The organism is Thermosynechococcus sp. HY213 (assembly GCF_031460975.1).
In the GTDB taxonomy this organism is placed as follows: domain Bacteria; phylum Cyanobacteriota; class Cyanobacteriia; order Thermosynechococcales; family Thermosynechococcaceae; genus Thermosynechococcus.
The window spans coordinates 164,677-189,689 of the sequence record NZ_JAVKVB010000007.1 but is presented as its reverse complement, the minus strand read 5'-3'; the positions used below and the strand labels follow the sequence as shown (position 1 = coordinate 189,689).

Genomic DNA, 25,013 nt, shown 5'->3' with positions numbered 1-25,013 from the left:
CGAAATACTCTCCTGATTTGAATGTGATTGAGCACGACTTCAGTGCGCTGAAGCGAGCGCGGATGTATGCAGGGTCAAACAGTTCGATTGATGAGGTGATTCGCAAGTATTGTGCTGGATAATGTCTCATTCTTTATTGGAATAGCTATATCTCCCCGATGACATTCTTGTCAAGGTCGATCGCGCCGCCATGGGAGTGAGTCTTGAGACCCGTATTCCTTTTCTAGATCATCGAATTGTTGAGTTTGCTTGGACACTCCCCCTTGAGATGAAAATCAGACAGCAGCAGGGCAAGCAGGTACTCCGTAAACTTTTGTATCGCTATGTCCCGCCGCCTTTGATTGAACGCCCTAAAATGGGGTTTGGTATTCCCCTAGCTCAGTGGTTGCGTTCTGAACTGCGAGACTGGGGAGCAACTTTGTTGAACCCAAACCGTCTTCAGCAGGAGGGCTACCTACACCCTGACCTTGTTTGGCAATACTGGCAGGAGCATCAAACAGGAAAACGCAATTGGGCAGGACAACTACAGGAAGTATTAATGTTTCAGTCATGGTTAGAGCGCTGTTTCTGAATATCTAGCCCTAGCATATGTTTCCCTATTTCTTTGTTTTCTTACTCACGCTAACACCATCGGTTATACAAATGCCGAAGTGGTATTGGGTATTTCTTTTTAGTATTTATGTCGCTTTTATTGGTCTGAGATTTGAAGTTGGTGGAGACTGGTTTCAGTATATAGATATATTAGAAGCTTCCAGATATCAGCCATGGGTAGGCTTTGAAGCCCTACTTGGTGACCCTGCCTATCACTGGATTAATAAGATTGCTGCTGCTCTTAATCAGGAAATTTATTTTGTAAACTTATGTGTTGCAGTGATTTACACAAGCTGTTTATTTGCTTTTTGTCAAAAACTGAAAAATCCTTACTTGGGTTTAACAGTTGCTTTCCCATACTTAACAACTGTTGTAGCAATGGGTTATACTCGCCAAGCAGGAGCGATCGCTTTAGAGCTACTAGCGTTAATGGCATTAGAATCCAATAAAAAAATAAATTCAATTCTGTTTTTTATTTTGGCATTACTGTTTCATAAGACAGCAATATTTCTGATATTAGTGCCGATATTAATGTTTTTATTTGACGCACTAAAAACAGGAAAAATAATTAATATTCTACTTGTGTCAGCATTATTATTGATAGCTCTATCTGGTGCAATTGCAATTACTAGCATCAGCGATAGATTTTTAGTTCACTATATCGGAGCAGGAATGTCATCTTCAGGTGCTTTAATTCGATTATCCATGAATCTCTTACCTGCAACTATTTTTTTAATCGAATACTATACAGGGCATAATTTCTTTAGAACTTCTTCAAAAGTTTATTTTGCTTTATCTTGGCTAGTTATTTTTTCGTTTGCACTCTTGCTAACAGGTTCTTCAACTGCTGCCGATCGCCTTGCGCTGTACCTAATACCTATTCAGATCTATGTTCTAGGAAATTTGCCCTACCTCTTTCTCACTCAAAGCCGAGAAATATTTTATCGATGGATGCTTCTAGTACTTGGTTACAGTTTTTTAGTATTATGGGTATGGCTGCAATTTGCTGATCATGCTTTCGCGTGGTTACCCTATCGCATGTATCCTTTTATTTAAGATGGCAATGAAAGATCACTATGGAATACCCAAGCTAGATGGGTTGTCATTGATATTGCTTTGCAACAATGCTCAGATGTTAATTAATTTCAGAAGAGATTTGATTTTAGAATTAATTCATACAGGTGCTGAGGTTCATTGTTTAGCTCCAGATTATACACAAGCAGAAATTTCAAAACTAAGTGAAATAGGTGCCATATGTCATCATTTTTACCTTGTTCGTAATGGCATGAATCCTTGTCAAGAAATTAAATCTCTCTTTTCTATTATTAAAACAATAAAAAAAATTAATGCTGATAGTCTCTTGGCTATTAGCTCGAAGCCAATTATTTGGGGATTACTAGCCTCGAGATTTGTTGGTATAAAATTTCGCTCTGCATTATTCACGGGCTTAGGTTATGCATTTACTCCTGACCATCAATTAAAATCAAAAAAATTGAAGATTATTCTCATTTTTTTATACAGGATATACTTGCCTATTGCGGATAAAATTATCTTTCAAAATAAAGATGATTGTCATGAAATTACTCAAGCATGTGGCCTAAATCCTTGTAAAACTTTAATCATTAAAGGAACAGGCGTTAATCTTCAAGAATGGTCGTATTGCGAGCCTTTTTCTCGTCCATTAACATTTACTTTAGTTGCGAGATTACTCATTGAAAAAGGAGTATTGTGTTTGTCTTACCTTCCTACTACCGTGAGGGTGTTCCCCGCAGTACGCAAGAAGCAATGGCTATGGGTCGACCAGTGATTACTACGGACGTGCTAGGCTGCCGTGAAACGGTTATTGACGGCTATAATGGTTACCTTATTCCGCCTCGGGATGTGAATGCCTTGATAACTGCAATGCGGAAATTTATTGAACAACCTAGTTTGATTCCTTCAATGGGGTATCATAGCTATCAAATGGCTTTGGACTTATTTGATGTCAAAAAGATTAATGCTCAATACCTCAAATTGCTCAGTTCATGTTAGTTTTATTAGGATATTGCAACTCTTTTCAAAAAAGTGAAAGATGCCGAAATTAGCGAAGGTGAGTGCATGATGCTTAATTTTTCTGATACTTTTAAGATTGCTGTGATTGGCTTAGGTTATGTTGGTCTTCCTTTGGCCGTTGAATTTGGCAAGAAGTACTATACTATTGGTTATGATGTTAATAGCCAACGTATCGCTGAACTTAAGCAGGGATATGACAGAACAGGAGAAGTCAGTGACACTGATTTGCAAGCGTGTTCCTTGCTAATGTACACAACCTATCTCGAAGATTTAAGAAAATGTAATATTTTTATTATTTCTGTTCCCACTCCAATAGATTATTACAAAGTTCCAGATCTTGAACCTTTAAGAAAAGCTTCCAAGAGTGTTGGTCAGATTTTATCACCTCAGTCTATAGTTATCTACGAATCTACTGTTTATCCGGGTGTAACAGAAGAAGTTTGTGTTCCCATCCTTGAGCAGGAATCCAAACTAAAATTTAATCAAGATTTTTTTGTTGGTTATAGCCCTGAACGAATAAATCCGGGGGATCATAATCATCGTTTAACCACAATTAAAAAAGTTACCTCTGGTTCAACACCTGAAGTTGCTGATTTAGTTGATCGCCTATATGCATCAATTATTCCAGCGGGAACACACAAGGCAAGCTCGATTAGAGTGGCCGAAGCGGCAAAAGTAATTGAAAATATTCAACGAGACATTAATATTGCTTTTGTGAATGAGCTATCTATTATTTTTCACCTATTGGGCATTGATACAGAAGAAGTGTTAGCTGCTGCAAGCACAAAATGGAATTTCTTGCCCTTTCGTCCGGGATTGGTCGGTGGCCACTGTATTGGTGTTGATCCCTACTATCTAACTTACAAAGCAGCAGCTTGCAATTATCACCCTGAACTGATTCTGGCTGGTCGCCGTATCAACGATAACATGGGCTTTTATGTAGCAGCGCAATTTTTGAAGTTACTCGTCAAAAAGGGAATTGACTTACCTAATGCTCGTGTACTTGTTATGGGACTAACCTTTAAGGAAAATTGCCCCGATTTACGCAACACACGTGTCGTTGACATTATCAAAGAACTGCAAAGTTATGGCCTAGGGGTTGATATTTACGATCCTTGGGTAGATCCCCAACAGGCCAAGAGAGAATATGGAATTTCCCTTATTGAAGAGTTATCTCATCAGTGGGACGGAATCATTATTGCTGTTGCCCACCAGCAGTTTCATGAAATGGGTAGTACTGGCATTCGTGCTCTCTTGAAAACACCGGGAGTTCTTTATGATGTGAAGTGGGTATTATCGAAGGAAGATGTGGACGGCCGCCTTTAGCTACTTTTTGTCATTTGAGGAATCAAGATGGATATTTTGGTGACGGGTGTTGCTGGGTTTATTGGCAATGCAGTAGCACTGGAACTACTTAAGCGGGGCGATCGCGTGATTGGTCTCGATAATCTGAACAATTACTACGATGTCAACCTTAAGAAAGCTCGCCTTGAGCGACTCAGCCCTTTTACGGCAGGTGAGCAATTTGTATTCAGAAAAATTGACCTCGTAGATTGTACAGGGGTGAACCAACTCTTTAGAGACTTTACCCCCCAACGGGTCATCCACTTAGCAGCGCAAGCGGGTGTACGCTACTCGATTGAGAATCCCTTGGCCTATATTGACAGTAATATTGTAGGTTTTATCCACATTTTGGAAGCCTGTCGCTACCATCAGGTAGAGCATCTCGTCTATGCCAGCACCTCAAGCGTCTATGGTGCCAATAAAAAACTGCCTTTTTCGGTTCAGGATAATGTTGATCACCCCTTGAGTCTCTATGCGGCCACCAAGAAAGCCAATGAACTGATGGCACATACCTACAGCCACCTCTATGACCTGCCCACTACTGGACTGCGCTTTTTTACCGTCTATGGCCCATGGGGGCGCCCCGACATGGCACTCTTTAAGTTTACGAAAGCCATTTTGAATAATGAACCGTTGCCTGTCTTTAACTATGGTAAGCATCGCCGCGACTTTACTTACATTGATGACATTGTCGAGGGGATTCTACGGGTGCTGGATCGACCTGCCACACCCAACCCTTCATGGAGTGGCGAAAATCCTGATCCGGCCACTAGTCTCGCACCTTGGCGTGTTTACAACATTGGTGCCCACCGCCCCGTCGAACTCCTACGGTATATTGAACTCTTAGAAACCTATCTTGGGAAGAAAGCGCAGTTAAATCTTCTGCCTCTGCAACCGGGCGATGTCCCCGATACCTACGCGGATGTGCTCGAACTTAGGGCAGACACAGGCTACGAACCCACAACTCCTGTTGAGATAGGCGTACAGCGATTTGTCCACTGGTATCGTGAGTACTATGGTATCTAACGAGTTGAGTTTGCCCTATGTCAAGTGAAAATAACCATTTGTCTTTGCCCTCTGAAGCCTCTCGGCCAAGTTTGTGGCAGCCGCAGCCAATTGATAAGGTGACCATTGATCAAGTACTTCGCGGGCTGAAGCGGCGCTCAGCAGTTGGCATATTGGCAGGTGCACTAGTCTCAATTGGCTTTTTGGGATACTCTTACCTCTTTTTGAGAAGCTATCGACACTCTGTGTTGGTGCAGGTTGAACCTATCCAATCCTCAGGCGCTCGGCCAGGAGCATCTTTAGAGTCACTCCGTCAGCTTGCTCCAATATCCCTGCCCCTTTTGTCAGGTGAAACAAAAGGTGATGTGGCAACTTTAGTTCAGGTACTCAATAGCGATATCGTTTTGCGTCCAATTTATGAGAAATTTTTAGTAGCAAATCCTGATCTAGATCCAAAACAATATTCGTATCAATCTTTTATTGGATCCTTGAAAATCCAGCCAGCGAAACTAACCTCAGGTAATAGACGACTAGATCAGTCAAGTCAAAAGATTATAGAAATCCAATTTTCTGCAAGAGAAAAAGAAAAGATAGAATCACTCCTAGGAATCCTTGTTGAAGAATTAAAAAGATTTAGTGAAAAGGAAAAGCAGGATCAAATAGCGGATAATCTGCGCTATGTTAACCAAGAAATTCAGAAGACCCTGAGTCAAATTGATGATCTGGAGGATCAACTTAACCAATTTCGCTTTCAGAATCGGGTAGTACGACCTGACCTAGTTGCTTCCCAGTTTAACTCTGCGGCCTCTGGCAGCAGCGATCTTGAAACTTATCTTAGCCTTTTGGATAATTTGATCTCTGCAAGAAATGAAAATAGAGTAAAACTGGAGTCAGCTCAGGCAACGTTTAACTCCCTCGAAGCACAGTTAAGGTTGTCTCCTGCTGAGGCACTTGCTGCTGCCAATCTAGCTGCTTCTCAAAGCTATCAGGAGTTGCTAATAAAATTAACAGAAACGGAAACCAAGCTAGCTGGGGAGCAGGCCAAGGTGAATGAAAACTCACCGACGGTGCAAGTGCTACAGGAAGAAAAGCGACTACTGCTAGAGCAGGCCAGAAAGGAAGCGCGACAGATTACGATTAGAAATCAGGATCAAGTTCGTCAACCCGAAACGCTGATTGGTTATCAAAGTGCCGTTTCTGGGTCTCTAATCGAGAAGTACATAGAGACCAGAATTGAGCTTGAAGCGCTGCGGAGGGCGGATGCTGAATTAAGCAACCAAATTCAGGCCACCGAGGCAGAGATATCGCGAGTAATACGCCTTGCCAATCCTTACCGCAAGATTGAGCAACGTTTTGGAGCAGCACAGGAATCTCTGAGGTTATTACTGCAAACTCGACAGTCCCTCCAACTGCAGATTGCGCAACGAGACTTCACATGGCGAGTCCTCTCAGATATTGACAACAAGGAAGAATATCAGGTAACCCAGCGTTTATTAGTGGCAGTGGTGATAGCTTTGATGCTGGGGGGAGTGTCGGGGCTATTCTTGGCTCTAGTGCTCGATTGGTTGGATGATCGCTTCCTAGAAGTGGAGCAAATTCGCCAACAAACTCCCTTGCCGATTCTTGGCGAGATTCCTCTGACGAAGACATTTGATCAATTGGCCTTTAGTCGCCTAGAAACACCGTTGACGCTCTGGGGATTGCAGCACCGTTTGCCGAGTGCCACACCTGCTTTTAGGGAAAGTTTTTACTTCCTGTTGACGCAGCTAGAGTCGTTGGGATTGCCGCGCTCTTTGGCAATAACGGGTACAGCGGGCAAAGAAGGACAAACGACCCTTGCGATTTACCTTGCGGTTGCAGCAGCGGCGATGGGAAAACGGGTCTTACTGGTGGATGCCAATTTGCGTCAGCCCAGCATGCATCAAGGACTTGGCATTCCCAATGTCGCAGGCCTAGGGGAGTTGTTGCAAGGGGAAATGCCTTTTCCCCACTGGTTCAGTCTTTTGGCAAATCGTGCGGAAAGACTCTGGGTACTGACGGCGGGTCAGGTTCAGCAAGAGCCGATGATACTGCTGAGTTCTGCGCGGTGGTTTGATTTCTTGGAGGGCGCTAAGGATACCTTTGACTGCGTGATTCTGGATGTGCCGCCGATCTTGGCTGCTGCGGAGGCGCATCGGGTTCTGGCAGCGGTGGAGCGGGCGCTCTTGGTTGTGCGGTTAAAGAAAACGCGACGCGAAGCTTTTGCTCAGGCACTGCAGGCTTGTGATCTGAGCTTACAGCAAAAGCTGCTTGGGATTGTCGTCAATGGTGTAGCTGTCAACCACCGAGATTTCAGAGGTTATCAGAACAGTGCTGCTGAGTCAGCGGTGGCACCCCTCGCTGTCTAAGTCTAAGGTCTCACATCTCCCTTTCGGGGGACAAAATAGCCATTAAAACAGGCCCAAAGAGTAGGGCATGGGCAGCTAAGGTGAGGCCGGTCCAAAGAAGGGGAAGCCAGCGCCAAACTCCTGCTTCTAGGGGCGGAAACAGGGCATAGGCTAGCCAGATGAGGGTTGGCGGTAAAATGATGAGCAAAATAGCTAACACAAGGCCAACAACGGTGACCTGAGAAGAGGGGCGGTGGAGCGATCGCCAGCCTGTACCCGTCCACTGCCAGCGAAAAGCGATCGCCCCATCTTCAAGGCGAGCCGTTTGGCGCTCAGGATTAAGGGTAAAAATGTGGCGGCAAAAGTTACAGGCATGGGTTTCCATGAGCACCATTGGGGCAATTTGGCCATGGCGGCAAATGGGGCAGGGGTAGATGCCGTGGTGCTCAAGGGGCTTAGGGAGTGGTTCCACCATGAACCTCAGCGGTCTGGGGGTGGAGGCGTTGCTGCTGGAGCCCGCGATAGAGACGATTGAGGGCATTCATATAGGCATGAGCCGAAGCAACAATAATATCTGTATTGGCGGCATGGCCCGAGTAAATGCGATCCCCGTGTTGCAGGCGAATGGTCACCTCGCCGATGGCATCAATTCCCGCGGTCACTGACTGCACGGAATACTCAATGAGGCGATTGGGAATTTGCACCACGCGGTTAATGGCACGATAGACGGCATCCACAGGGCCTGTGCCAATAGCGGCATCTGTCAGCTCCTCACCACTGGGCAGACGGATGGTTACGGTGGCGGTGGGGCGGGCGCGATCGCCACAGGAGACCTGCACAAATTCCAGCTGGTAGCCTTGAACATCAATGGCTTGGGTTTCATCTTTAACAATAGCTTCTAGATCCCAGTCAGTGATTTCTTTTTTCTTGTCGGCCAGTTCCTTAAAGCGCAAAAACGCCTTGTTGAGTTCCGTTTCACTGAGTTCAAAGCCCAGCTCGCGCAGGCGGGTGGCAAAGGCATTGCGACCAGAGAGTTTACCCAAAACAATTTGGTTATCGGCAAGGCCAATGAGTTGGGCATCCATGATTTCATAGGTTTGCTTGTGCTTGAGGACGCCATCTTGGTGAATGCCTGATTGGTGGGCAAAGGCGTTGGCACCGACGATCGCCTTATTGGGCTGAATCAGCATGCCCGTTAGATTGGAGACCAAGCGGGAGGTTTTGTAAATTTCGCGGGTGTTGATATTGGTCAGGGGTGCTTCCGATTCGGGGGGACGGCCAAGGAAGGGATTGAAGTACTGCCGCCGCACATAGAGAGCCATCACCAATTCCTCAAGGGCAGCATTGCCGGCGCGCTCCCCAATGCCGTTAACCGTACACTCCAGTTGCCGTGCCCCATTTTTGACTGCTTCGAGGAAGTTGGCAACGGCCAAGCCCAAGTCGTTGTGACCATGGACTGAAATGACGGCACGATCAATATTCGGCACGTTTTCCTTGATGCCTTTGATCAGGGCGCCAAACTCGGCGGGGGTGGTGTAACCCACCGTGTCGGGAATGTTAATTGTTGTGGCACCGGCGTCAATCACCCGTTCCAAAACTTGATAGAGAAACTCAGGATCCGAACGCCCGGCATCCTCAGGGGAAAACTCAACATCATCCACAAAGGACTTGGCATAGGCCACCATTTCGGGGGCAATTTCCAGTACCTCAGCGCGGGTTTTCTTCAGTTTGTACTCTAGGTGGATATCCGAGGTGGCAATAAAGGTGTGAATCCGCGGATAGTAGGCGGGTTTGAGGGCTTTTGCGGCTGCTTCAATATCTTGGCGGGTGGCACGAGCCAAGCCACAGATCACCGGCCCCGTTTCGGTGCCCACGGTTTCAGCAATCCGCTGCACCGCCTCAAAGTCACCGGGACTGGCAAAGGGAAAGCCTGCTTCAATAATATCCACCCCCAGTCGCGCCAGTTGACGGGCGATCGCCAGTTTTTCATCCACATTTAGGGAAGCACCGGGCGACTGTTCACCGTCCCGCAGGGTGGTATCAAAAATTAACACCCGGTCAACCGTCTGGGGAGGATATTTAATACGCATAGACAAGCCCTATCTAAGCTTGAGAAAGAGTAGCAGTCATCATTTACTCTAACATTTTCGCTGGGGAGCGATGCTTAGGGAACTTGCCAAATGCGTTGGTGGTAACTGGGCAAGTGATCCAAGTCCACGGTTGATCCATGGTGATGGTGGTGAGGGTGATGACCCCCGTGATCATGGCTGTGGGAGGGGTGCTCATGATCCTGATGATGGTGGTGATGATGGCTATGGCCTGCCACCAAGCGGAATTTGCAGGCTTCACAGTTCATGGCCACCTGCCCCGTATGGGTTTCAATTTCCCGCTGCCGCGTGAGATAAAATAGTTGCGGATGCAGGCCAATTTCCGGTAGGTTCACGTATTCAACACTGGGATAGGCGGCTTGGGCTTCTGCGGTAAGGGTATAGATTTTCTTGACTAGTGCCCCTGTAAACATAAAGTGGGGCAGGACAATGACGCGGCGGGGCTGGTAAAGATTCGCCCGCCCAAATCCTTCGGGTAGGCGGGGATGGGTAATGCCAATAAAGCAGACCTCAACGGTTTTGTAGCCACTGCCTTCCCAGAGCATGCGGGCTAGCTTAAAGACATCGCCATTGGCATCGGGATCACTGGAGCCGCGTCCCACCACTAGGAGAACGGTTTCTTCGCGGCCAATGCCTTGGGGATTAAATTCTGGTGAGTCCAAGAGTTCAAGGCGCGATCGCCACAGGGTTAAAATTTCGGGGGCAATACCATAGTGGCGGCCATAGTGATAGCGCAATTGCGGAAACGCCCGCCGCGCCCGATCCAACTCATTGGTAACGTCAAACTTATTGTGGCGAGCAGCAAAGAGTAAAACTGGTAGCACTGACAAATCTGTATGGCCTGCGGCAGCACACTGGCTGAGCACCTCAAAAATCGAGGGTTCCGTTAACTCCAGAAAACAGGGAAAAACAGGCCGGCAGGGATCCAGTTGATAATAGGCTTGGGCAAAGTCCAAAAATGCTTGGCGACCTTCCGGATCGCGCGTCCCATGACCGACGAGTAAAAGCGGTCGAGATTGGGGGAGAGGGGGTAAATCGAGGCTAAAACCGAGGGGATTGAGAATGGAATCGTTGAGCGTAACAACCACGTTGAAACTCCATGCCCGTGCGACGCAGGCAAACAGAGTGAACCACAGCAAGTAGGCATTCTGGCTGAGGGGGGTTCCCCATCACAGCTGCGGCACAGCACCAGACTTGCACTGGATTTTCCCTACAGGCTGCTCTTCACAGTGAACGTTGCCAATTGTAGCGAGATTCTCAGACCCCTGTCTATGCAGGGGGTGGGCACATGAGAGACCTATAGCGCCGCAGCATCGAGAACGCCAATGGTCTGGTCGTAGATGGCTTGGGCTTCTTCGGGGGTGTTACCAATGCTGACGAGTCCCAGCTTACCAAATTCCGAGAGTGCCCCCATGAGGTGAAAGACAGTGCCCGTTTCGGTGCTGGAGTCAAAGTGGAGATGGTAGCGGGCAATCATATCCAAGAGATCATTGGGCAGGAGGCCGCGATAGTGGGGTTGGCAGAGGTTATCGGAGGCAATGTAATACTTGGGACGGCGGTGCTTGCTGTAAAACAGTCCAGAGGCTAGCTCATAGTGGCCATCGGTGAGGAATTTTAAGGTCATAAAGGGGTGCGTAGTACCACCCTTGCGCAAGTTAATTTCAATGGCGTAAAGCTCCCACCCTGCTGTTGTCTGGGTTGCAACAACGTCCACACCAAAACAGCCGATCACCCCCTGCTGTGCCAAGTACGTCCCTACCTTTTGCCCCAATTCTTGGAGTTGTTGGCGATAGTCGGCATGGGCGGGAAATTCACAGCCAATGAAAATTTGACCTGTGGGGGCATTGAGTAACTGTTCATGGGTGGAGACGATTTCAACACTGCCTTTGGGGGTAATACAGCCTTGGACACTGGGCGATCGCTTGACTGTCCCTTCCACAAAGGCTTCGACAATGCCACCCAGATCCATAAATCGCTGCCGATAGGAGAGCCAAGTTTCATTAGGCGCCTGAAAGACCATCTCCTCTAGGCTATTTTCAATCCGTTGTAGATGATCGGGGGTGTGTGGGCTGCCAAGGGGGCGCAGTGGGCGCAGATCAAGAAGAGCATTGCCTTCTCCGGAAAAAGCCTCATTGAGTTTCACCACCACCCGTTGCAGTTCAGGAGATTTCTCTTGGAGGTGAGCGATCGCGCGCACCAGTTCCGGTACCCCCTGCAAAAAACCGCTGCCCATCGGATGGGGAATGCCTGCGGCCGCAAAAAGTTCCCGACTGCCCGCCTTGGTTCCCCAGTAGAGGAGGTCGGGATCCGTCGAGTAGAGGGGAATGCCTAAGCGTACCGCCAGTTCCCGCTCCAAAGGGGTGGAGTTAAAACACACCATGTAGGCTTGGTTGGGACGCAGGGCTTGACGGATACGCTCCAAAAGGCGAGGCCGCTCTAAAATTTTCGCAGTCAAGGGTTTATCGGAGCGATCGTAGGTGGCCAGCAGCAGCAGGCGATCGCGGGCATGGGAACTGGGTACGCCGGGGAGTAAATCCAGATAATAGTCAATAATGCTGGGGTGCAGCGGCTGGGACGTCACGTAGATCATGCGGGTACGCGGATTCCGCAACTGGATCAGCGTATAGAGTTGCCGCTCCTCGTAGTGGGTATAGCCGGTGATCTTGGCCAGCTCCGGTTGGGGAAAGCTCAGGGAAGGCACCACCACAATATCGCGCTCAATGCCGCCGGGACCCTTGGGTAGTTCAGGAATAAACGTTTCTGTCCCGTCCCAGCACTCCAAGAGTCGCGTTTGCAGTTGGCGGAATTCCTCAGCAATTGACATCAAAACGCCCCTATGCCCTTGTCCCTAGTTTAGGGAGTTTGAGTCGCACTCATCGCTTGGGGGTCATCTTGTTCAAACTTTCTTTACTGAGGAACGGTGCTTCGTTTGCTCAGCTTCAATAGCCAACAAACTAAGGTTTGCCATCCAGTTCAATGTACCTGACATGCACCTGAGCGGGGCGCAGAACAAAGGGATTTTGCCACTTGCCGGCAGGACTGGGGTACGTTTTTTCGGGATAGGAGAGCAAATCGCTGTAAACGGCGCTTAATTCAATGGGAACACCTGCTGGCACATTAGTCATCTTAAAGGTACATTGACCATCCTGAGCACCAGCGGCAGGACCAGTAGCAAATACCTTGATGGGCGGTAAATTTTGCGGTTTAGCAACAACTTGAATCGCTGAGCAGGCAGCCGGTGCAACATTGCCCATTTGATCGCCAAAAAAGATGCGACCTTGCAGCGTTGCTGTGGGAAGTGCCAATGCTGTGACAGTGTGAGCTAGGGTTCCAGTTAGGACAAGCAAAGCGGAAAAAGCGAAGTTTCTCATAAGGTGCCTCGCAAGAGGATAGTTGATAGTCTGATTCTGGCGAAGCCTAAGGGGAGTGCCCGTGAAAAGGATCACAGGATCACGGGGAACTTGGGCACAAAATTAACCCACTTCACCCAGTCTAGGCCTCAGACTCAATCGGGAGTGCTTCTAGTTGAACATAGCGGGCGCCGGCAAACACCTCACGGGTGGTGCGGCTATACCAATTGCGAAATGAGGGTCGCTTGAGAATGGGGCGCGTCCAGTGACTACCGCCTTTTAGAACAAAATGCTTGCCATCAAAGTAGGGCGCAGAATACCCCCGGTAGGGATAGCTCTGGAACTCCGGATAGGGGGCAAAGGGACTTTGCGTCCACTCCCAAACGTAGCCCTGATTCAAGAGTCCCTGCTGAGCAGCAATCTCCCATTCCCGTTCACTGGGGAGACGTTTGCCTTGGAAATGGCCATAGGCTTCAGCCTCATAGAAACTGAGTCCCCACATAGGTAAGTCCAAATCCTCAGGAACGGGGTAAAAGGGTGCTGTGATCCCCTCTGCTTCGCGCCATTCCCAACCACTGCTGGACCACCATTCCCGCCGCTGATAACCACCCGCTTCCACAAAGGTGAGAAATTCCCGCCAGGTCAGCGGTGCCGCATCAATCGTAAAAGGAAGTAGTTCGACACTCTGGACTGGCTGCTCGTTATCAAGGGCTAAGAGGTCTTCACTGCCAATGACATAACTGCCAGCGGCAATCCGTTGCCAAGACTGAGGCGAGGATAGGAGAGGGGGCAAGGTGGTGAAAATCCCCTGCATCGCCAGCACCATTTGCATTGTTTCACTGTGTTGGGCTTCATGCTGCAAAATCCACCACCAGAGACGGACTTCCCGTTGCCACTGCTCGTCGCTAAGACTGTAGAGGCGATCGCCCGTCTTTTGGCGAATCTCTGCTAAGTAGTCAAGTAGCTGGCCACGCGGCGGTAGATGCTGTCGTTCGGCCTTGGGGCGGCCATCGGCGGCATACCAATAGCGATCGCGATCGCTCACCCCTGAGGATTCCGGCAAGAGCCAAAAAGCTTCTGTGTAGCCAATGTGTCCCAAATGCCACCCCACGGGACTATAGAGGGGATGGGGCTGCGCACAAAGGACGGCCTCGCTCAACTCAGCCACAAGTTGGCGTGTAAATTGCCGCTGGTTCTGAAAGGCTTGCCAAAGGGCTTCGCGATCCCAAGGATTAAACGGGGTTGAGGTCTCAGAAGGTATAAATCTCTGGTTCACTCTGCAAACTCATCAACAGCAGTTTATTTTCGGGTAAAGGATACCACTCCGTTTGCTGATCTACCGGCTCTGAGGTGAGTTGAATTTTCTCGGCATCCTGACTCCAGTACAGGGTGGGGGGTGGTGTGCCCCGCCCACAGCGGGTGGCGAGAATATAGACGCCATCAGTCAGAATCATGGCGGCACTGACACTGGTACGCGCTGCCTGCGCTAGGGAAAAAACAATTTGCAGTGTTTGCCGCAGTACCATCAACGGTGACAGTTGCGGATTCAACACCAATTCATTGCAAAACAGGGCAAAGAGGTGCTCAGAGTCTGTAGAGCCTTCAACAATGTTGTAACAAATATCCGACAGGCGATCGCGCATAGGGCGGTAGAGGGTTTGGTGAAAGTTCTCGATAAAGCCATTGTGCACCCCCAGCCAGCGTCCCCAGCGAAAGGGCTGCGTATTCGTCATCTGCACGGGTTGACCCGGTGTGGCACTGCGGACATTGGCCAAAAAACAGGTAGATTGAATGTAGCGGCTTAAATGCTCAGTAAAGTTAATATCATGCCACATGGGCAGCGTTTGCCGATAAAGAAAGGGGGGCACATCTTGGCGGGCAGCATACCAGCCCACCCCAAAGCCATCGGCATTTAAGCGTCCCGCCGTCATTTCGCGGGGTTGATAACTTTGCACCAACAGGGAATGGGGAGCATCCACCAAGGCATGGGCAAGGGACGTTTTGCGCCCCATATAGGCATAAAGACGGCACATAAATTAACATGTAAGCTTGATAGGAATACCTTACCCCCGATTCTAACTTTCAGCAAAGGATTTTTCAGGGCGCTATATCCAGTTTGAGAGCTGGCAGTAAAGCTTGCTAGAGTGTAGAGAAAAAAGGTTATCTGCAATCAATGAACCCAACGGATTCCCTAGAGGATGATTTTCCCGACGTCGAAGCCATTGTGCCCCCTGAGCAGTCCCAAGCCTTGGGGCGATCGCAAATTCAGCGCACCTTGGTGATCACAGAAACAGCCTTCCTTGCCAGTACCGCTGCCCTGCTGTGGGTGATTAACTTTTATTTGCCCATTGGTCCAGTCTTGCGCCTATTTTTTCCAATTCCCATTGCCTTGGTGTATTTACGCTGGAACCGCCGAGCGGCTTGGATGGCGGCGATTGTCAGTGCCTTGCTCCTTTCTGTGTTGATGGGGCCACCCCGCAGTCTGCAATTTCTCTTGCCCCACGGCATGATGGGGGTGATTTTTGGCGGCTGTTGGGCAAAAAAAGAGAGCTGGGAACGCTCGATTCTCAGTGGCGCTGTGATTGGCACCGCAGGATTTTTCTTTCAGATTAGTCTTGTGTCCATTCTGCTCGGGGAAAACCTCTGGATTTACTTCAATCAGCAGGTCACGAATTTCATTGATTGGGTGCTGGTCAACCTCAACCTGCTGCTGGAGCCAACGGTGACCCTGATCCAAGTCGTGGCACTGCTACTTGTCTTTTTCCAGTCCACGGTGTATGCCTTAGTGGTGCATATTTTGGCATGGACACTGTTGGAGCGATTGGGCAATCCGATTCCGGATCCGCCCCCGTGGCTGCGCACGATCCTTGAAGACCCCCGCTAGATCCTTTCGAGACAGCGACGCTGATAGAGGGCTTGGGGAGTGGCACTGCCGGTACAAAACAGCACGGTTTTCAATTCCTCAAGGATAAAATCAATGCGTTGCGCAAGTGTCTCCTCTGATTGATGGGCGGCCTGCAAAAAGGGGCGCGCTAAACCGGCAAGACTAGCACCGAGGGCAAGGGCCTTGGCCACATCAATGCCATTTTGAAGTCCGCCGGAGGCAATTAGGGGCGTATCTGGTAGGGCAGGATGAATTTGCTCCAGACACTGCGCCGTAGGCATGCCCCATTCGGCAAAGGCCTCTCCGAGGTACTGCTGACGCCCATCCTGAGCACGCGCTGCTTCCACCTTAGCCCAAGAGGTTCCCCCTGCCCCCGCCACGTCAATAGCGGCTACTCCCACCTCCACGAGTTGCTTGGCCACGTCGGCACTGATACCATTGCCCACTTCCTTCACAATCACCGGCACCGGCAGGGCACGGCAGAGAACACCAATTTTCGTCAACAGTCCCTTGAAGTTGCGATCGCCCCCCGTTTGGACGGCCTCTTGTAGGGGATTGAGGTGCAAAATCAAGGCATTCGCCTCTAGGAGATCAATAATCTTTTGGCATTCATTGACACCACAGCCATAGTTCAACTGCACCGCGCCAAGATTGGCTAAGAGGGGGATAGTGGGTGCCTCTTGACGAATGGCAAACGTGGTCGCCACCTCTGGATGCTCCAGCAGCACTCGCTGGGAACCAACACCCATAGCAATTCCCTTTTGTTGCGCCACCCGGGCTAAACGGCGATTGATGTCTCCCGCTTGGGGGGTGCCACCGGTCATGGAGGAAATCAGCAGGGGGGCAGCGAGTCGCCAGCCCAAAAACTCGACGCTCAGATCAATCTCGGCAAAGTCCAGTTCGGGCAGGGCACAATGGCGAAAGCGATACTTCTCGAAACCGGTGGTGATTTCTTGATGACTGACATCACCTTGAATACAAAGCTCGAGGTGCTCGGCCTTGCGCTGCTCAATGGGACTGCTCACCACTCGTGTTCCTAAAGTTAGGCTGCACCAACATTATAGAAGGCAGCTCAGGGAGCATCCCTATCGGCATTAACGGAAAACCGTCGGCACTCTCAACCCTGCTGCCAACAATTTCAGGCCATTGGCTGCTGCATCGCGGTAACGCAACTGACCGCAGAGAATTTGCCCCATCCGTTGCAGGGCGCTAGGACGTTTGATGGCCACTTCATAGGCCATGTGGGGCATCCGATAAAAAAGAGTCGCTAGACGTTTTGCCCAGACCATATCCGCTCCCCACGCCTGTTGGACTTGACGGGAATAGTCTGCGAGAGCCTCTGGATCACCATTGAGGGCGCGATCGATGGCTTGGGCGGCCAACATGCCAGTCAACAGCGAGGGACGAATGCCTTCGGCAGTAAACGGATCAACGATACAGGCCGCTTCCCCGGCAAGGAGGGCATTTTGGGTGTGCAGGCGCTGGTGCCGCTGCCAACAGTAGAGGGGGTGGCCATAGACCTTGACTTGACTGAAATCAACGCCAAAGGTTTCAGCATATGCTGCCCCGATCGCCCTCAGATTTTGCTTGCGTTTTAGGGAAAACGTGCCCACACCAATCGAGTAGCCCTCCCGTTTAGGAAAGTTCCAAATGTAGCCATTGTGAACGCGACCAAAGTCAAAGTGGGCTGCCCTCAGGGAATGATTGGGCATGGCTGCTTCAACCTCAATGGCTGCTCCTATACGCTGCTGACGATGTTGGAAGCCCAACCACTTGGCCATTGAACCTTTGGCACCATCACAGCCAATCAAATACTGCGCTGTGAAATCCCCCTTGGACGTATGCACCTGCCAGCGATCGCCCCCCCACGTTAGACCTGTAACGGGAGTTTGAGCCGCTACCTGCGCCCCCTGTTGCTGCGCCTGTTGAATCAGAAAATGATCAAACACATCGCGGCGCACCATCCATACTGCGTGCTCTGGGGGCAGTTCCAGCACTTGCGCTTCCCCACCCTGCCACGTACAGACCATTTGCGTCAGCTTCAGCGAGATAGCAGGAGTAAAGTCAAAGTCAAACCAAGCTTGCACTTGGGGCGACACACCTCCCCCACAGGGCTTGTAGCGGGGCAGAGCTTCCTTTTCCAGAACCAACACCCGCCGGCCTTGCCTAGCCAAGTGATAGGCAGCCGCACCGCCCGCAGGGCCTGAACCAACAACAATGCAGTCGTACACCACAGGGTCACTCCTCAGTTGCTTTGCGCAGATGCTCAAAAAATAGCAAAAATCACCTAAGAGAAGCTGATCTGACTGGATTCGTAGTCGGGGGGTTCGACGTGGATGACAATGCGAGCCGGCCCATAGCGGTCTTGCAGCAGGGCTTCAATTTGCTCAGTAATGTCATGGGCCGTGGGAATATCTTCCGCCTCGACAATTAAGTGCATCTCAATAAACACTTGCCGTCCCACCATTCCCCGCGAGCTAATGTCATGGCAATTAACCACACCGGGCACGGTCATCACTAGCTCATGGATAGCTTCGGGGGCGATCGCCATCTCATCCACCAGCCAAGGAATGTTGCTTTTGAGGACTTCCCACGCACTCCAAAACACAAGGGCCGCGACGGGAAATGCCAACACCACATCCAACCAGGCCCAGTTGAAGGTCCACACCCCAATCAGCCCCAAAAGAACAATAATCGTTGTCCAGACATCGCTCAGGGTATGCTTGGCATCAGCAATGAGCACGGAATTATTCAGCTTGCGCCCCATGTGGTGTTCATAGAGAGTAAGGCCGATATTCATGCCAAGGACAAGGATCACAATCCACAGTTCTGCCCCTGTGATCGTCACGGCACTGCTTTTATGCAGCAGGCGCTCAACCGCACTTTGTAAAATCTCAAAGCACACCATGCCCAGAAAGGCGGCAATCCCCAATGCACCGAGGGCTTCAAACTTTTGGTGACCGTAGGGATGGTCGCGATCGGGATGGGGGTTAGCCCACTGCATGGCCACTAAGCCCAGTATGCTACTCCCGGCATCGGTCAAGCTATGCAGGGCATCGGCCTGTAAACTCAATGAGCGACTGAGAACACCAACAATGGCTTTAATGGCCGTCAGGGCAACATTGACCCCTAGCGCCAAGAACAATACCCGCTGGGCTTGTCGGCGGTGGTCGGCCACGGTGCTCACCTAACTGAGTGAACTTAAGGATTGGCTGTCTGGGGAGGACGCGCTGATTGGGTATTGCGTCGCTCCGCTAGGATACGTTCATTGAGAACCGCAAGGGCCCGTGTAAATTGAGGATCACGATCGGTGGCAATGTCATCGCGCGTCAGTTGTTCCCGCTGCTGCTCCGTGAGTGTGACTTCAATATCGGGTTCAATGCCTTTCTTGTTAATATCACGACCACTGGGGGTAAAGTATTTGGCGATCGTCACTGCAATCCCTGCCCCGTCGCCCACCGGCTGGACGGACTGCACCAAGCCTTTCCCAAAGGTGCGTGTTCCCACCAACACGGCACGGCCATTATCCTGTAGAGCACCTGCGAGGATTTCGCTGGCACTGGCCGAGCCGCCATCAATGAGCACCACAAGGGGCTTATTGGTCAAGAAGCCGCGACCGGCACGTAAGCGTTCTGCTTCCCCTTGGCGATTGACCGTAGAGACAATATCGCCCTGCGGTAGAAACATGCGGGCAATTTCAGCACTAGCAAAGAGTAGGCCACCCGGATTGGAGCGTAAATCCAGAACATAGCCTTCAACGCCTTGCTTTTCTAACTCCCGAATGGCAGCGCGCATTTCTGCTGCTGCATTGGAGCTAAAGGTGACAAGGCGAATATAGCCGACAGGCCCTTGGGGAGTTTGGCGTAGGCTGTGGCGAACGGGATGAATTTCAATGCGGGCACGGGTGATCTCATAGTTCAAGATTTGATCGCCCCGCTGGATCGTCAGGCGCACTTTTGTATTCACCGGGCCACGGATCATGCTGACAGCTTGGTTGAGATCCATGCCCTTGGTGGATTTGCCATCAATTTTCAGGATCACATCCTTGGCCATTAAACCCATCTCAGCGGCGGGACTCCCTTCAATGGGGGAAACCACGGTGATTTCTTTGGTCTTTTCGTCCTGGGTAATGGTGATACCTACCCCTGTGAGTTCACCAGAGGTTTCAATTTGCATGGAGCGAAACTGCTCCGGATCCATAAAGCGGGTGTAGGGATCATTGAGCTTCTCGAGCATTTCCCGTGCCGCTTTGTAAGCATCCTCGGGTTTGGTGTAGTTCCGAGAGAGAAACTCCCGCCGCACGGCACGCCAGTCATTGCCATTGAAGGTGGCATCAACGTATTCACGGTCAATGACCTGCCATACTTCATCCACCAGTTCCTTAGGACTTTGGCGGAAACCCGCTAGGCTACGGGACCAGTGCAGACCCGCACCCGTGACAGCAACCAATGCCGTCATGACCACTGTCGTACTGACAACGAGCGTGCGGTGTGTGATTCCCATATGATTCGTCCTAAATTTTCGATCCTTTAGCCTACGCCCAATCTAGCACAAAGACTTGCCTTGGCCGTTGGCGATCGCCAGCTAAGTTTTCCGACGCGCAGCAGGGTCAAAAAGTGCCTAGACCCCCAGTTGTTGGCGAATGCAGTAGTTCACACTTTCATCGAGAACCCGCTGTGCCCGCTGTTGGCCAGGAGATTGCGGTTGACTGCCATTGGGATCAAGGGTTTGAAAATCAGTGTAGCTCAATCGCTCTTGAATGTAGTTGATGGAGCACTGACAAATGTTATTCATCACTGAACGGGGCACAATGGGCGCTGATCGCCGGCCACGCTCGATGCAGGTATTCATAAAACTATTCACCGCCACTGGGGGGTAGGGTTGGGGAATGGCGCGTGCTGGCAGTTTCAAGCTAGTGGCTAAGCTGCTACTAATTAAGATTAAAGAGAAGAATTTCATAGGTAATAGACCCTGACGCTAAGACATCCTCGTCATACCCTAGGACGCCCTTCTTCATGCAAAAAGTTTCAATCAGTGAAGGCGCGATCGTAGGCTGCATTGGAACCCACGAGCATTGAGCCAATCCCCGAATCGGTAAAAATTTCTAGCAACAGGGCGTGGGGCACCCGGCCATCAATAATGTGCGCTGCTTTCACCCCTTGAGCGAGCGATCGCACGCAACAGGTGACTTTAGGAATCATCCCGCCAGAGACAACCCCCTCTTTAATGAGTTGCCGCGCTTCGGCAATATCAAGGCGATAAATGAGAGTACTCGGATCACGATAATCCCGTAAAATGCCTGCGGTATCCGTCAGTAAAATCAGCTTCTCAGCCCCCAAAGCCGCCGCAATCTCGCCAGCAACAGTATCAGCATTGATATTGTAGGCTTGCCCAGTATCATCGGCAGCCACACTGGAGATGACGGGAATATACCCCTTCTCCACTAGTGCCGTAATCACGCGGGTATCCACGCCTTGGACTTCACCGACAAAGCCGATGCTCTCTTCTCCTTGGGCGCGGGCACGAATCAGGTTGCCATCTTTGCCGCACAGCCCCACCGCTTTACCGCCCGCCTGATTAATCAGGGTGACAATTTCCTTGTTGACCCGACCCACCAAGACCATCTCCACCACATCCATTGTCGCGGCATCGGTGACGCGCAGCCCATTTTTGAATTGGGGTTCGATGTTGAGCTTAGTTAACCACGCATTGATTTCAGGGCCACCCCCATGAACCACCACCGGCCGAATCCCCACATAGGAAAGAAAGACAATATCGCGAATCACCGAGTCTTTGAGGTGCTCCTCCTTCATGGCGGCACCGCCGTATTTAACGACAAAGGTGCGTCCGGCAAAGGCTTGGAGATAGGGCAGGGCTTCACTGAGAACACGAACGCGATCGCTATCGCTGAGCATAGAGTTTTCTTTTGTCCGTCTAAAAACCTAAGCAGGGATCAATGGGGGGCTGAGCAGAGGGGGGATCTTCCTCAGCCGCAACTGCTAAGCGGGCAGCCAACCCTGCCGCAGAATCGCGAATCAGTGACCAAATCAGCGGCGCCAGCCACCCCCGCAACATCACTGAGCAGGAAATCTGACTCCCCCAGACCGTTGATTCTAAACGATAGGTTACCCGTTCCTCTACCCCCGGCAAGACCAAAATGCGAATACTCAACAGTTTTCCCGGTGATACCCGTTCGACAAAAATCTGAATCGGCCACGGAATCCAACGCGTCATGGCTTGGAAAATAAACCCCGGCTTGGGTACGAGTCCGTAGGGCACATTGGTGCGCAAAATCAAGGGATGCCACGACACATCGGCCAAATTCACCACTTTGCGCCAGATCAAATCCACCGATGCCGAGCTAAGGGCTTGGTAGGTGCCCGCCAACGGCCAACTGTAGGTCATTTGCGGTTTTTTCTTTTGTTGACGACGGCGATCGGCCACAGTCTCGTTACCCTGCTATTCCTGACGATTTGGACACCACGAAAGAATAAATAATCGTCTGAACCCTTGATTGATCCAAGAGCCTTATCTATATTAGAACGGAATTTTCCGAGCAGGAGTTTCGTAACTCTGTGTAACGATTATTTTTCTAAACGCACGGCATACCACTGAAGGTAGCCACCATTGGGTAATTGCAGTTCACAACCCGTTGTCATGAGGTGGTGGGCACGACTTTCCACATCGGGCAAAGCAAGTAGATCCGGCGTTAGGGAAACATCGGTTCCTGTTAAATACTCCACCAGCTTGGCCTGTAGCTCCATCGGTGTGAGAAAGGTCTCATCGCTGACAGTAGATTCAAGGACAACATACATCTCTTCAGTGAACATAGCGAATGCGGTTAAGTTGACATTGATTACATTGGAAATGATCCGCGCAGCAACGCTCTGCCTTTACTGGGCTGGCAGTGCAAACATCTGTACAGCATAGACTTCTCCGTGAGCTGAGTTCAAAGCAATGCCAAAGCCAAAGCGGGTAAATTCAGGCCGCAGGATATTTTGGCGGTGCCCCTCACTATACATCCAGCCTTTTTGGAACCGCTCAATCAGCTTATAGTTGAGCACCAATCCGGGGGTGCCCTTCTGCTCCATGATATTTTCACCGACGCCACCGCGTCCCCCCAAGGCGATAAAGCGATCCATTGGGGATTGCCCATCGGGATTGGTATGGCTAAAGTATTGGCGTTTGAGCATATCTTCGGCGTGGCGTTGTGCTGCCTCTGTGAGTAATTCATCGGCAACAAGGGGCGGCAGTCCATTGAGCTGGCGATCGCGATTCACCAATTGCAGGGCAAAGGCTCGTATTTCCGCAAGGGAGCGTTTTGGCTGAGCAGCAATGACATCCACCTGTGGAGCACCAATTTGCCAATCTTGCCCCCCTTGGCCATTGTTCAAGTAAAAATACTCCTTGGCCGCTGCAAGGGCAATGCCGAGCATTAAGGTGACGTACAAGAAGACCTGTAGGCGTTGTTGATTGAGGTGGCGGCCAGCCATGGCTGCGAAGCTTGTTAATCTATTGTCAGTCTATTGTCAGTGTACGCGAGCAAGTGCGGAATCCCCTACATTTTCTGCCATTGCCCTCAGCTGGTTTTCCACAGTACTGTAAACAATGGCTTGAAGCCTGCTAAGTTTGCAGTCCCTCAATCATGACCTCCAAGTTACTAAAGGATAGCCACCCATGGCAAAATTAGTCGCATTTCATGAAGAGTCCCGGCGATCGCTCGAACGCGGAATTAATGCCCTTGCCGATGCCGTGAAAATTACCCTTGGCCCCAAAGGGCGCAACGTGGTGCTTGAGAAAAAGTATGGCGCACCGCAAATTGTCAACGATGGTGTGACGATCGCCAAGGAAATCGAACTGGAAGATGCCTACGAAAATACTGGTGCCCAACTGATTCGGGAAGTGGCCGCCAAAACCAATGATGTCGTCGGTGATGGCACAACCACTGCCACCCTCCTTGCCCAAGCCCTGATCCGTGAAGGCCTGAAAAACGTGGCTGCCGGTGCTAACCCCATTGCCCTCAAGCGCGGTATGGAAAAAGCGATCAAAACCATTGTCGAGGGCATTGCCGAAGTGGCCAAACCCGTTGAAGGGGATATGATTGCCCAAGTGGCCACCGTCTCTGCCGGTAATGACCCCGAAGTGGGAGCCATGATTGGTGAAGCCATGGCCAAAGTCGGCAAAGATGGCGTGATCACCATTGAAGAATCGAAATCCCTGAATACAGAAATGGAAATTGTTGAGGGGATGCAGTTTGATCGCGGCTACATTTCCCCCTACTTTGTCACCGATCCAGAGCGGATGATTGTTCAACTCAACAATGCCTATCTGCTGTTGACGGACAAAAAAATTACCAGTATCCAAGACCTGATTCCCACCCTAGAAAGAGTGGCTCGCAGTGGTCGTCCCCTCGTGATCATTGCTGAAGATGTAGAAGGCGAAGCCCTCGCCACATTGGTGGTGAATAAACTGCGGGGTGTCCTCAATGTGGTTGCCGTGAAAGCCCCAGCCTTTGGCGAACGGCGTAAAGCAATGCTCCAAGACATTGCCATTCTCACGGGCGGTCAAGTCATTTCTGAGGAAGTGGGACTGACCCTAGATGATGTGGAAATCACCATGCTGGGAGAAGCCGCCTCCGTCACCGTGACCAAAGACACCACCACCCTTGTGTCCGAGAAAGGCAATAAAGCCGATATTCAAAAGCGGGTCGAACAGCTCAAGAAGCAGTTGGCCGAGACCGACTCCGAATACGACAAAGAAAAGCTGCAAGAGCGCATTGCCAAGCTCGTGGGCGGCGTAGCGGTGATCAAAGTGGGGGCTGCCACCGAAACGGAATTGAAGGATCGCAAACTCCGCCTCGAAGATGCCCTCAATGCCACCAAAGCGGCAGTGGCTGAAGGGATTGTGCCCGGCGGTGGTGTGACCTTGCTTCACTTGGCCAGTCGCATTGATGCCCTGCTGCCTAGCCTCAGTCCCGAGGAACAAACGGGGGCACGCATTGTTGCCAGTGCCTTGGCAGCCCCGGTGGCTCAAATTGCTGACAATGCTGGTGTTGAAGGAGCCGTAGTCGTCGAGAATGTCCGTGCCGGTGACTTTAACTATGGCTTTAATGCTGCAACGGGCACCTATGACGATCTCGTTAGTGCGGGTATTATTGACCCTGCCAAAGTCGTACGCTCTGCCCTGCAAAATGCTGGTTCGATCGCCGGCATGGTACTGACGACAGAAGCCCTTGTGGTCGAAAAACCGGAACCGAAACCGGCAGCTCCTGCGGATGGCGGTATGGGGGGCATGGGCGGCATGATGTAGGCTT

24 protein-coding genes, 2 pseudogenes and 1 riboswitch are annotated in these 25,013 nt (G+C 50.6%); of the genes and pseudogenes, 10 read left to right on the top strand and 16 right to left on the bottom strand.

The window, feature by feature from the left end:
* The 8 genes and pseudogenes from RHK62_RS04110 to RHK62_RS04080 form a co-directional block, all read left to right on the top strand.
* A pseudogene (locus RHK62_RS04110) lies at positions 1-122 on the top strand (IS630 family transposase); the annotation flags it as partial.
* A gap of 26 nt (positions 123-148) precedes the next feature.
* Positions 149-571 (top strand): annotated as a pseudogene (locus RHK62_RS04105) (asparagine synthase-related protein); the annotation flags it as partial.
* A 71-nt stretch (positions 572-642) separates the two neighbouring features.
* Positions 643-1,647, top strand: coding sequence for an EpsG family protein (locus RHK62_RS04100; protein WP_310453313.1), 1,005 nt, complete (start codon positions 643-645; stop codon positions 1,645-1,647).
* Between the two features lie 7 nt (positions 1,648-1,654).
* Positions 1,655-2,398 carry a glycosyltransferase gene (locus RHK62_RS04095; protein WP_310453312.1) on the top strand — a complete coding sequence of 248 codons (744 nt, stop codon included), beginning with the start codon at positions 1,655-1,657 and terminating at the stop codon, positions 2,396-2,398.
* On the top strand, positions 2,320-2,622 hold the full coding sequence (locus RHK62_RS13090) for a glycosyltransferase (protein ID WP_399377957.1): 303 nt from the start codon (positions 2,320-2,322) through the stop codon (positions 2,620-2,622). Before RHK62_RS04095 ends, RHK62_RS13090 begins: the two co-directional genes overlap by 79 nt.
* A gap of 69 nt (positions 2,623-2,691) precedes the next feature.
* Positions 2,692-3,969 carry a Vi polysaccharide biosynthesis UDP-N-acetylglucosamine C-6 dehydrogenase TviB gene (gene tviB, locus RHK62_RS04090; protein ID WP_206201605.1) on the top strand — a complete coding sequence of 426 codons (1,278 nt, stop codon included), beginning with the start codon at positions 2,692-2,694 and terminating at the stop codon, positions 3,967-3,969.
* A 27-nt stretch (positions 3,970-3,996) separates the two neighbouring features.
* A complete protein-coding gene (locus RHK62_RS04085; protein ID WP_310453311.1) occupies positions 3,997-5,013 on the top strand; it encodes an NAD-dependent epimerase in 1,017 nt (338 codons plus the stop codon).
* 17 nt (positions 5,014-5,030) lie between these two features.
* The gene (locus RHK62_RS04080; RefSeq protein ID WP_310453310.1) at positions 5,031-7,379 is read left to right on the top strand and encodes an AAA family ATPase; all 2,349 of its coding nucleotides are present in this window, start codon (positions 5,031-5,033) and stop codon (positions 7,377-7,379) included.
* Between the two features lie 10 nt (positions 7,380-7,389).
* Here the strand turns inward: RHK62_RS04080 and RHK62_RS04075 are convergent, their stop codons facing one another.
* The 7 genes from RHK62_RS04075 to egtC form a co-directional block, all read right to left on the bottom strand.
* The gene (locus tag RHK62_RS04075; RefSeq protein ID WP_302676738.1) at positions 7,390-7,833 is read right to left on the bottom strand and encodes a hypothetical protein; all 444 of its coding nucleotides are present in this window, start codon (positions 7,831-7,833) and stop codon (positions 7,390-7,392) included.
* Entirely contained in the window at positions 7,814-9,448 is a 1,635-nt protein-coding gene (locus tag RHK62_RS04070; protein WP_206201168.1) for a 2-isopropylmalate synthase, read from the bottom strand. The genes RHK62_RS04075 and RHK62_RS04070 overlap by 20 nt, the downstream gene beginning before the upstream one ends.
* A 74-nt stretch (positions 9,449-9,522) precedes the next feature.
* Positions 9,523-10,554, bottom strand: coding sequence for a sirohydrochlorin chelatase (locus RHK62_RS04065; protein WP_310453309.1), 1,032 nt, complete (start codon positions 10,552-10,554; stop codon positions 9,523-9,525).
* 32 nt (positions 10,555-10,586) lie between these two features.
* Positions 10,587-10,728: riboswitch (cobalamin riboswitch) on the bottom strand.
* A 35-nt stretch (positions 10,729-10,763) separates the two neighbouring features.
* Entirely contained in the window at positions 10,764-12,290 is a 1,527-nt protein-coding gene (locus RHK62_RS04060; RefSeq protein ID WP_310438486.1) for a peptide ligase PGM1-related protein, read from the bottom strand.
* Positions 12,291-12,420: 130 nt separating this feature from the next.
* Positions 12,421-12,837 (bottom strand): hypothetical protein, encoded by a 417-nt coding sequence (locus tag RHK62_RS04055; protein WP_310438485.1) that lies wholly within the window; start codon positions 12,835-12,837, stop codon positions 12,421-12,423.
* A gap of 121 nt (positions 12,838-12,958) precedes the next feature.
* Positions 12,959-14,092 carry an SUMF1/EgtB/PvdO family nonheme iron enzyme gene (locus RHK62_RS04050; RefSeq protein ID WP_206201171.1) on the bottom strand — a complete coding sequence of 378 codons (1,134 nt, stop codon included), beginning with the start codon at positions 14,090-14,092 and terminating at the stop codon, positions 12,959-12,961.
* Positions 14,067-14,849, bottom strand: a complete 783-nt coding sequence (egtC, locus tag RHK62_RS04045; RefSeq protein ID WP_310453308.1) for an ergothioneine biosynthesis protein EgtC — start codon at positions 14,847-14,849, stop codon at positions 14,067-14,069. Before egtC ends, RHK62_RS04050 begins: the two co-directional genes overlap by 26 nt.
* Before the next feature lie 140 nt (positions 14,850-14,989).
* Between egtC and RHK62_RS04040 the strand changes: the two genes are divergently transcribed.
* Positions 14,990-15,700 carry a DUF2232 domain-containing protein gene (locus RHK62_RS04040; protein ID WP_310453307.1) on the top strand — a complete coding sequence of 237 codons (711 nt, stop codon included), beginning with the start codon at positions 14,990-14,992 and terminating at the stop codon, positions 15,698-15,700.
* Here RHK62_RS04040 and fni read toward each other — a convergent pair.
* The 9 genes from fni to RHK62_RS03995 form a co-directional block, all read right to left on the bottom strand.
* Positions 15,697-16,725 carry a type 2 isopentenyl-diphosphate Delta-isomerase gene (fni, locus tag RHK62_RS04035; protein ID WP_310453306.1) on the bottom strand — a complete coding sequence of 343 codons (1,029 nt, stop codon included), beginning with the start codon at positions 16,723-16,725 and terminating at the stop codon, positions 15,697-15,699. The two genes, RHK62_RS04040 and fni, sit on opposite strands and share 4 nt — an antisense overlap.
* Positions 16,726-16,794: 69 nt before the next feature.
* Complete coding sequence (locus RHK62_RS04030; RefSeq protein WP_302677820.1) at positions 16,795-17,931, bottom strand: geranylgeranyl reductase family protein; 1,137 nt, start codon at positions 17,929-17,931, stop codon at positions 16,795-16,797.
* A 56-nt stretch (positions 17,932-17,987) separates the two neighbouring features.
* Positions 17,988-18,878: a cation diffusion facilitator family transporter gene (locus tag RHK62_RS04025; RefSeq protein WP_302678920.1), complete on the bottom strand. Its 891-nt coding sequence runs from the start codon at positions 18,876-18,878 to the stop codon at positions 17,988-17,990.
* A gap of 23 nt (positions 18,879-18,901) precedes the next feature.
* Positions 18,902-20,203 carry a carboxyl-terminal processing protease CtpC gene (ctpC, locus tag RHK62_RS04020; RefSeq protein WP_206201176.1) on the bottom strand — a complete coding sequence of 434 codons (1,302 nt, stop codon included), beginning with the start codon at positions 20,201-20,203 and terminating at the stop codon, positions 18,902-18,904.
* Between the two features lie 117 nt (positions 20,204-20,320).
* A complete protein-coding gene (locus tag RHK62_RS04015; protein WP_310453305.1) occupies positions 20,321-20,611 on the bottom strand; it encodes a hypothetical protein in 291 nt (96 codons plus the stop codon).
* A gap of 116 nt (positions 20,612-20,727) precedes the next feature.
* Positions 20,728-21,615: an acetylglutamate kinase gene (gene argB, locus RHK62_RS04010; RefSeq protein ID WP_310453304.1), complete on the bottom strand. Its 888-nt coding sequence runs from the start codon at positions 21,613-21,615 to the stop codon at positions 20,728-20,730.
* Positions 21,616-21,634: 19 nt separating this feature from the next.
* A complete protein-coding gene (locus RHK62_RS04005; RefSeq protein WP_225901696.1) occupies positions 21,635-22,105 on the bottom strand; it encodes an SRPBCC family protein in 471 nt (156 codons plus the stop codon).
* 179 nt (positions 22,106-22,284) lie between these two features.
* Positions 22,285-22,530, bottom strand: coding sequence for a chlororespiratory reduction protein 7 (locus tag RHK62_RS04000; RefSeq protein ID WP_206201180.1), 246 nt, complete (start codon positions 22,528-22,530; stop codon positions 22,285-22,287).
* Positions 22,531-22,593: 63 nt separating this feature from the next.
* Positions 22,594-23,193 carry a CAP domain-containing protein gene (locus RHK62_RS03995; RefSeq protein WP_206201181.1) on the bottom strand — a complete coding sequence of 200 codons (600 nt, stop codon included), beginning with the start codon at positions 23,191-23,193 and terminating at the stop codon, positions 22,594-22,596.
* Between the two features lie 184 nt (positions 23,194-23,377).
* Between RHK62_RS03995 and groL the strand changes: the two genes are divergently transcribed.
* Entirely contained in the window at positions 23,378-25,009 is a 1,632-nt protein-coding gene (gene groL / locus RHK62_RS03990; RefSeq protein WP_310453303.1) for a chaperonin GroEL, read from the top strand.
* The last annotated feature ends 4 nt before the right edge of the window (positions 25,010-25,013 follow it).

Excerpts from the sequence above, each read along its gene's own strand:
- RHK62_RS04100 (WP_310453313.1), top strand. The coding sequence starts at position 643 with ATGCCGAAGTGGTATTGGGTATTTCTTTTTAGTATTTATGTCGCTTTT.
- RHK62_RS04095 (WP_310453312.1), top strand. The coding sequence starts at position 1,655 with ATGAAAGATCACTATGGAATACCCAAGCTAGATGGGTTGTCATTGATA.
- tviB (WP_206201605.1), top strand. The coding sequence starts at position 2,692 with ATGCTTAATTTTTCTGATACTTTTAAGATTGCTGTGATTGGCTTAGGT.
- RHK62_RS04085 (WP_310453311.1), top strand. The coding sequence starts at position 3,997 with ATGGATATTTTGGTGACGGGTGTTGCTGGGTTTATTGGCAATGCAGTA.
- RHK62_RS04080 (WP_310453310.1), top strand. The coding sequence starts at position 5,031 with ATGTCAAGTGAAAATAACCATTTGTCTTTGCCCTCTGAAGCCTCTCGG.
- RHK62_RS04075 (WP_302676738.1), bottom strand. The coding sequence starts at position 7,833 with ATGGTGGAACCACTCCCTAAGCCCCTTGAGCACCACGGCATCTACCCC.
- RHK62_RS04070 (WP_206201168.1), bottom strand. The coding sequence starts at position 9,448 with ATGCGTATTAAATATCCTCCCCAGACGGTTGACCGGGTGTTAATTTTT.
- RHK62_RS04060 (WP_310438486.1), bottom strand. The coding sequence starts at position 12,290 with ATGTCAATTGCTGAGGAATTCCGCCAACTGCAAACGCGACTCTTGGAG.
- RHK62_RS04055 (WP_310438485.1), bottom strand. The coding sequence starts at position 12,837 with ATGAGAAACTTCGCTTTTTCCGCTTTGCTTGTCCTAACTGGAACCCTA.
- egtC (WP_310453308.1), bottom strand. The coding sequence starts at position 14,849 with ATGTGCCGTCTTTATGCCTATATGGGGCGCAAAACGTCCCTTGCCCAT.
- RHK62_RS04040 (WP_310453307.1), top strand. The coding sequence starts at position 14,990 with ATGAACCCAACGGATTCCCTAGAGGATGATTTTCCCGACGTCGAAGCC.
- ctpC (WP_206201176.1), bottom strand. The coding sequence starts at position 20,203 with ATGGGAATCACACACCGCACGCTCGTTGTCAGTACGACAGTGGTCATG.
- argB (WP_310453304.1), bottom strand. The coding sequence starts at position 21,615 with ATGCTCAGCGATAGCGATCGCGTTCGTGTTCTCAGTGAAGCCCTGCCC.
- RHK62_RS04005 (WP_225901696.1), bottom strand. The coding sequence starts at position 22,105 with ATGACCTACAGTTGGCCGTTGGCGGGCACCTACCAAGCCCTTAGCTCG.
- RHK62_RS04000 (WP_206201180.1), bottom strand. The coding sequence starts at position 22,530 with ATGTTCACTGAAGAGATGTATGTTGTCCTTGAATCTACTGTCAGCGAT.
- RHK62_RS03995 (WP_206201181.1), bottom strand. The coding sequence starts at position 23,193 with ATGGCTGGCCGCCACCTCAATCAACAACGCCTACAGGTCTTCTTGTAC.
- groL (WP_310453303.1), top strand. The coding sequence starts at position 23,378 with ATGGCAAAATTAGTCGCATTTCATGAAGAGTCCCGGCGATCGCTCGAA.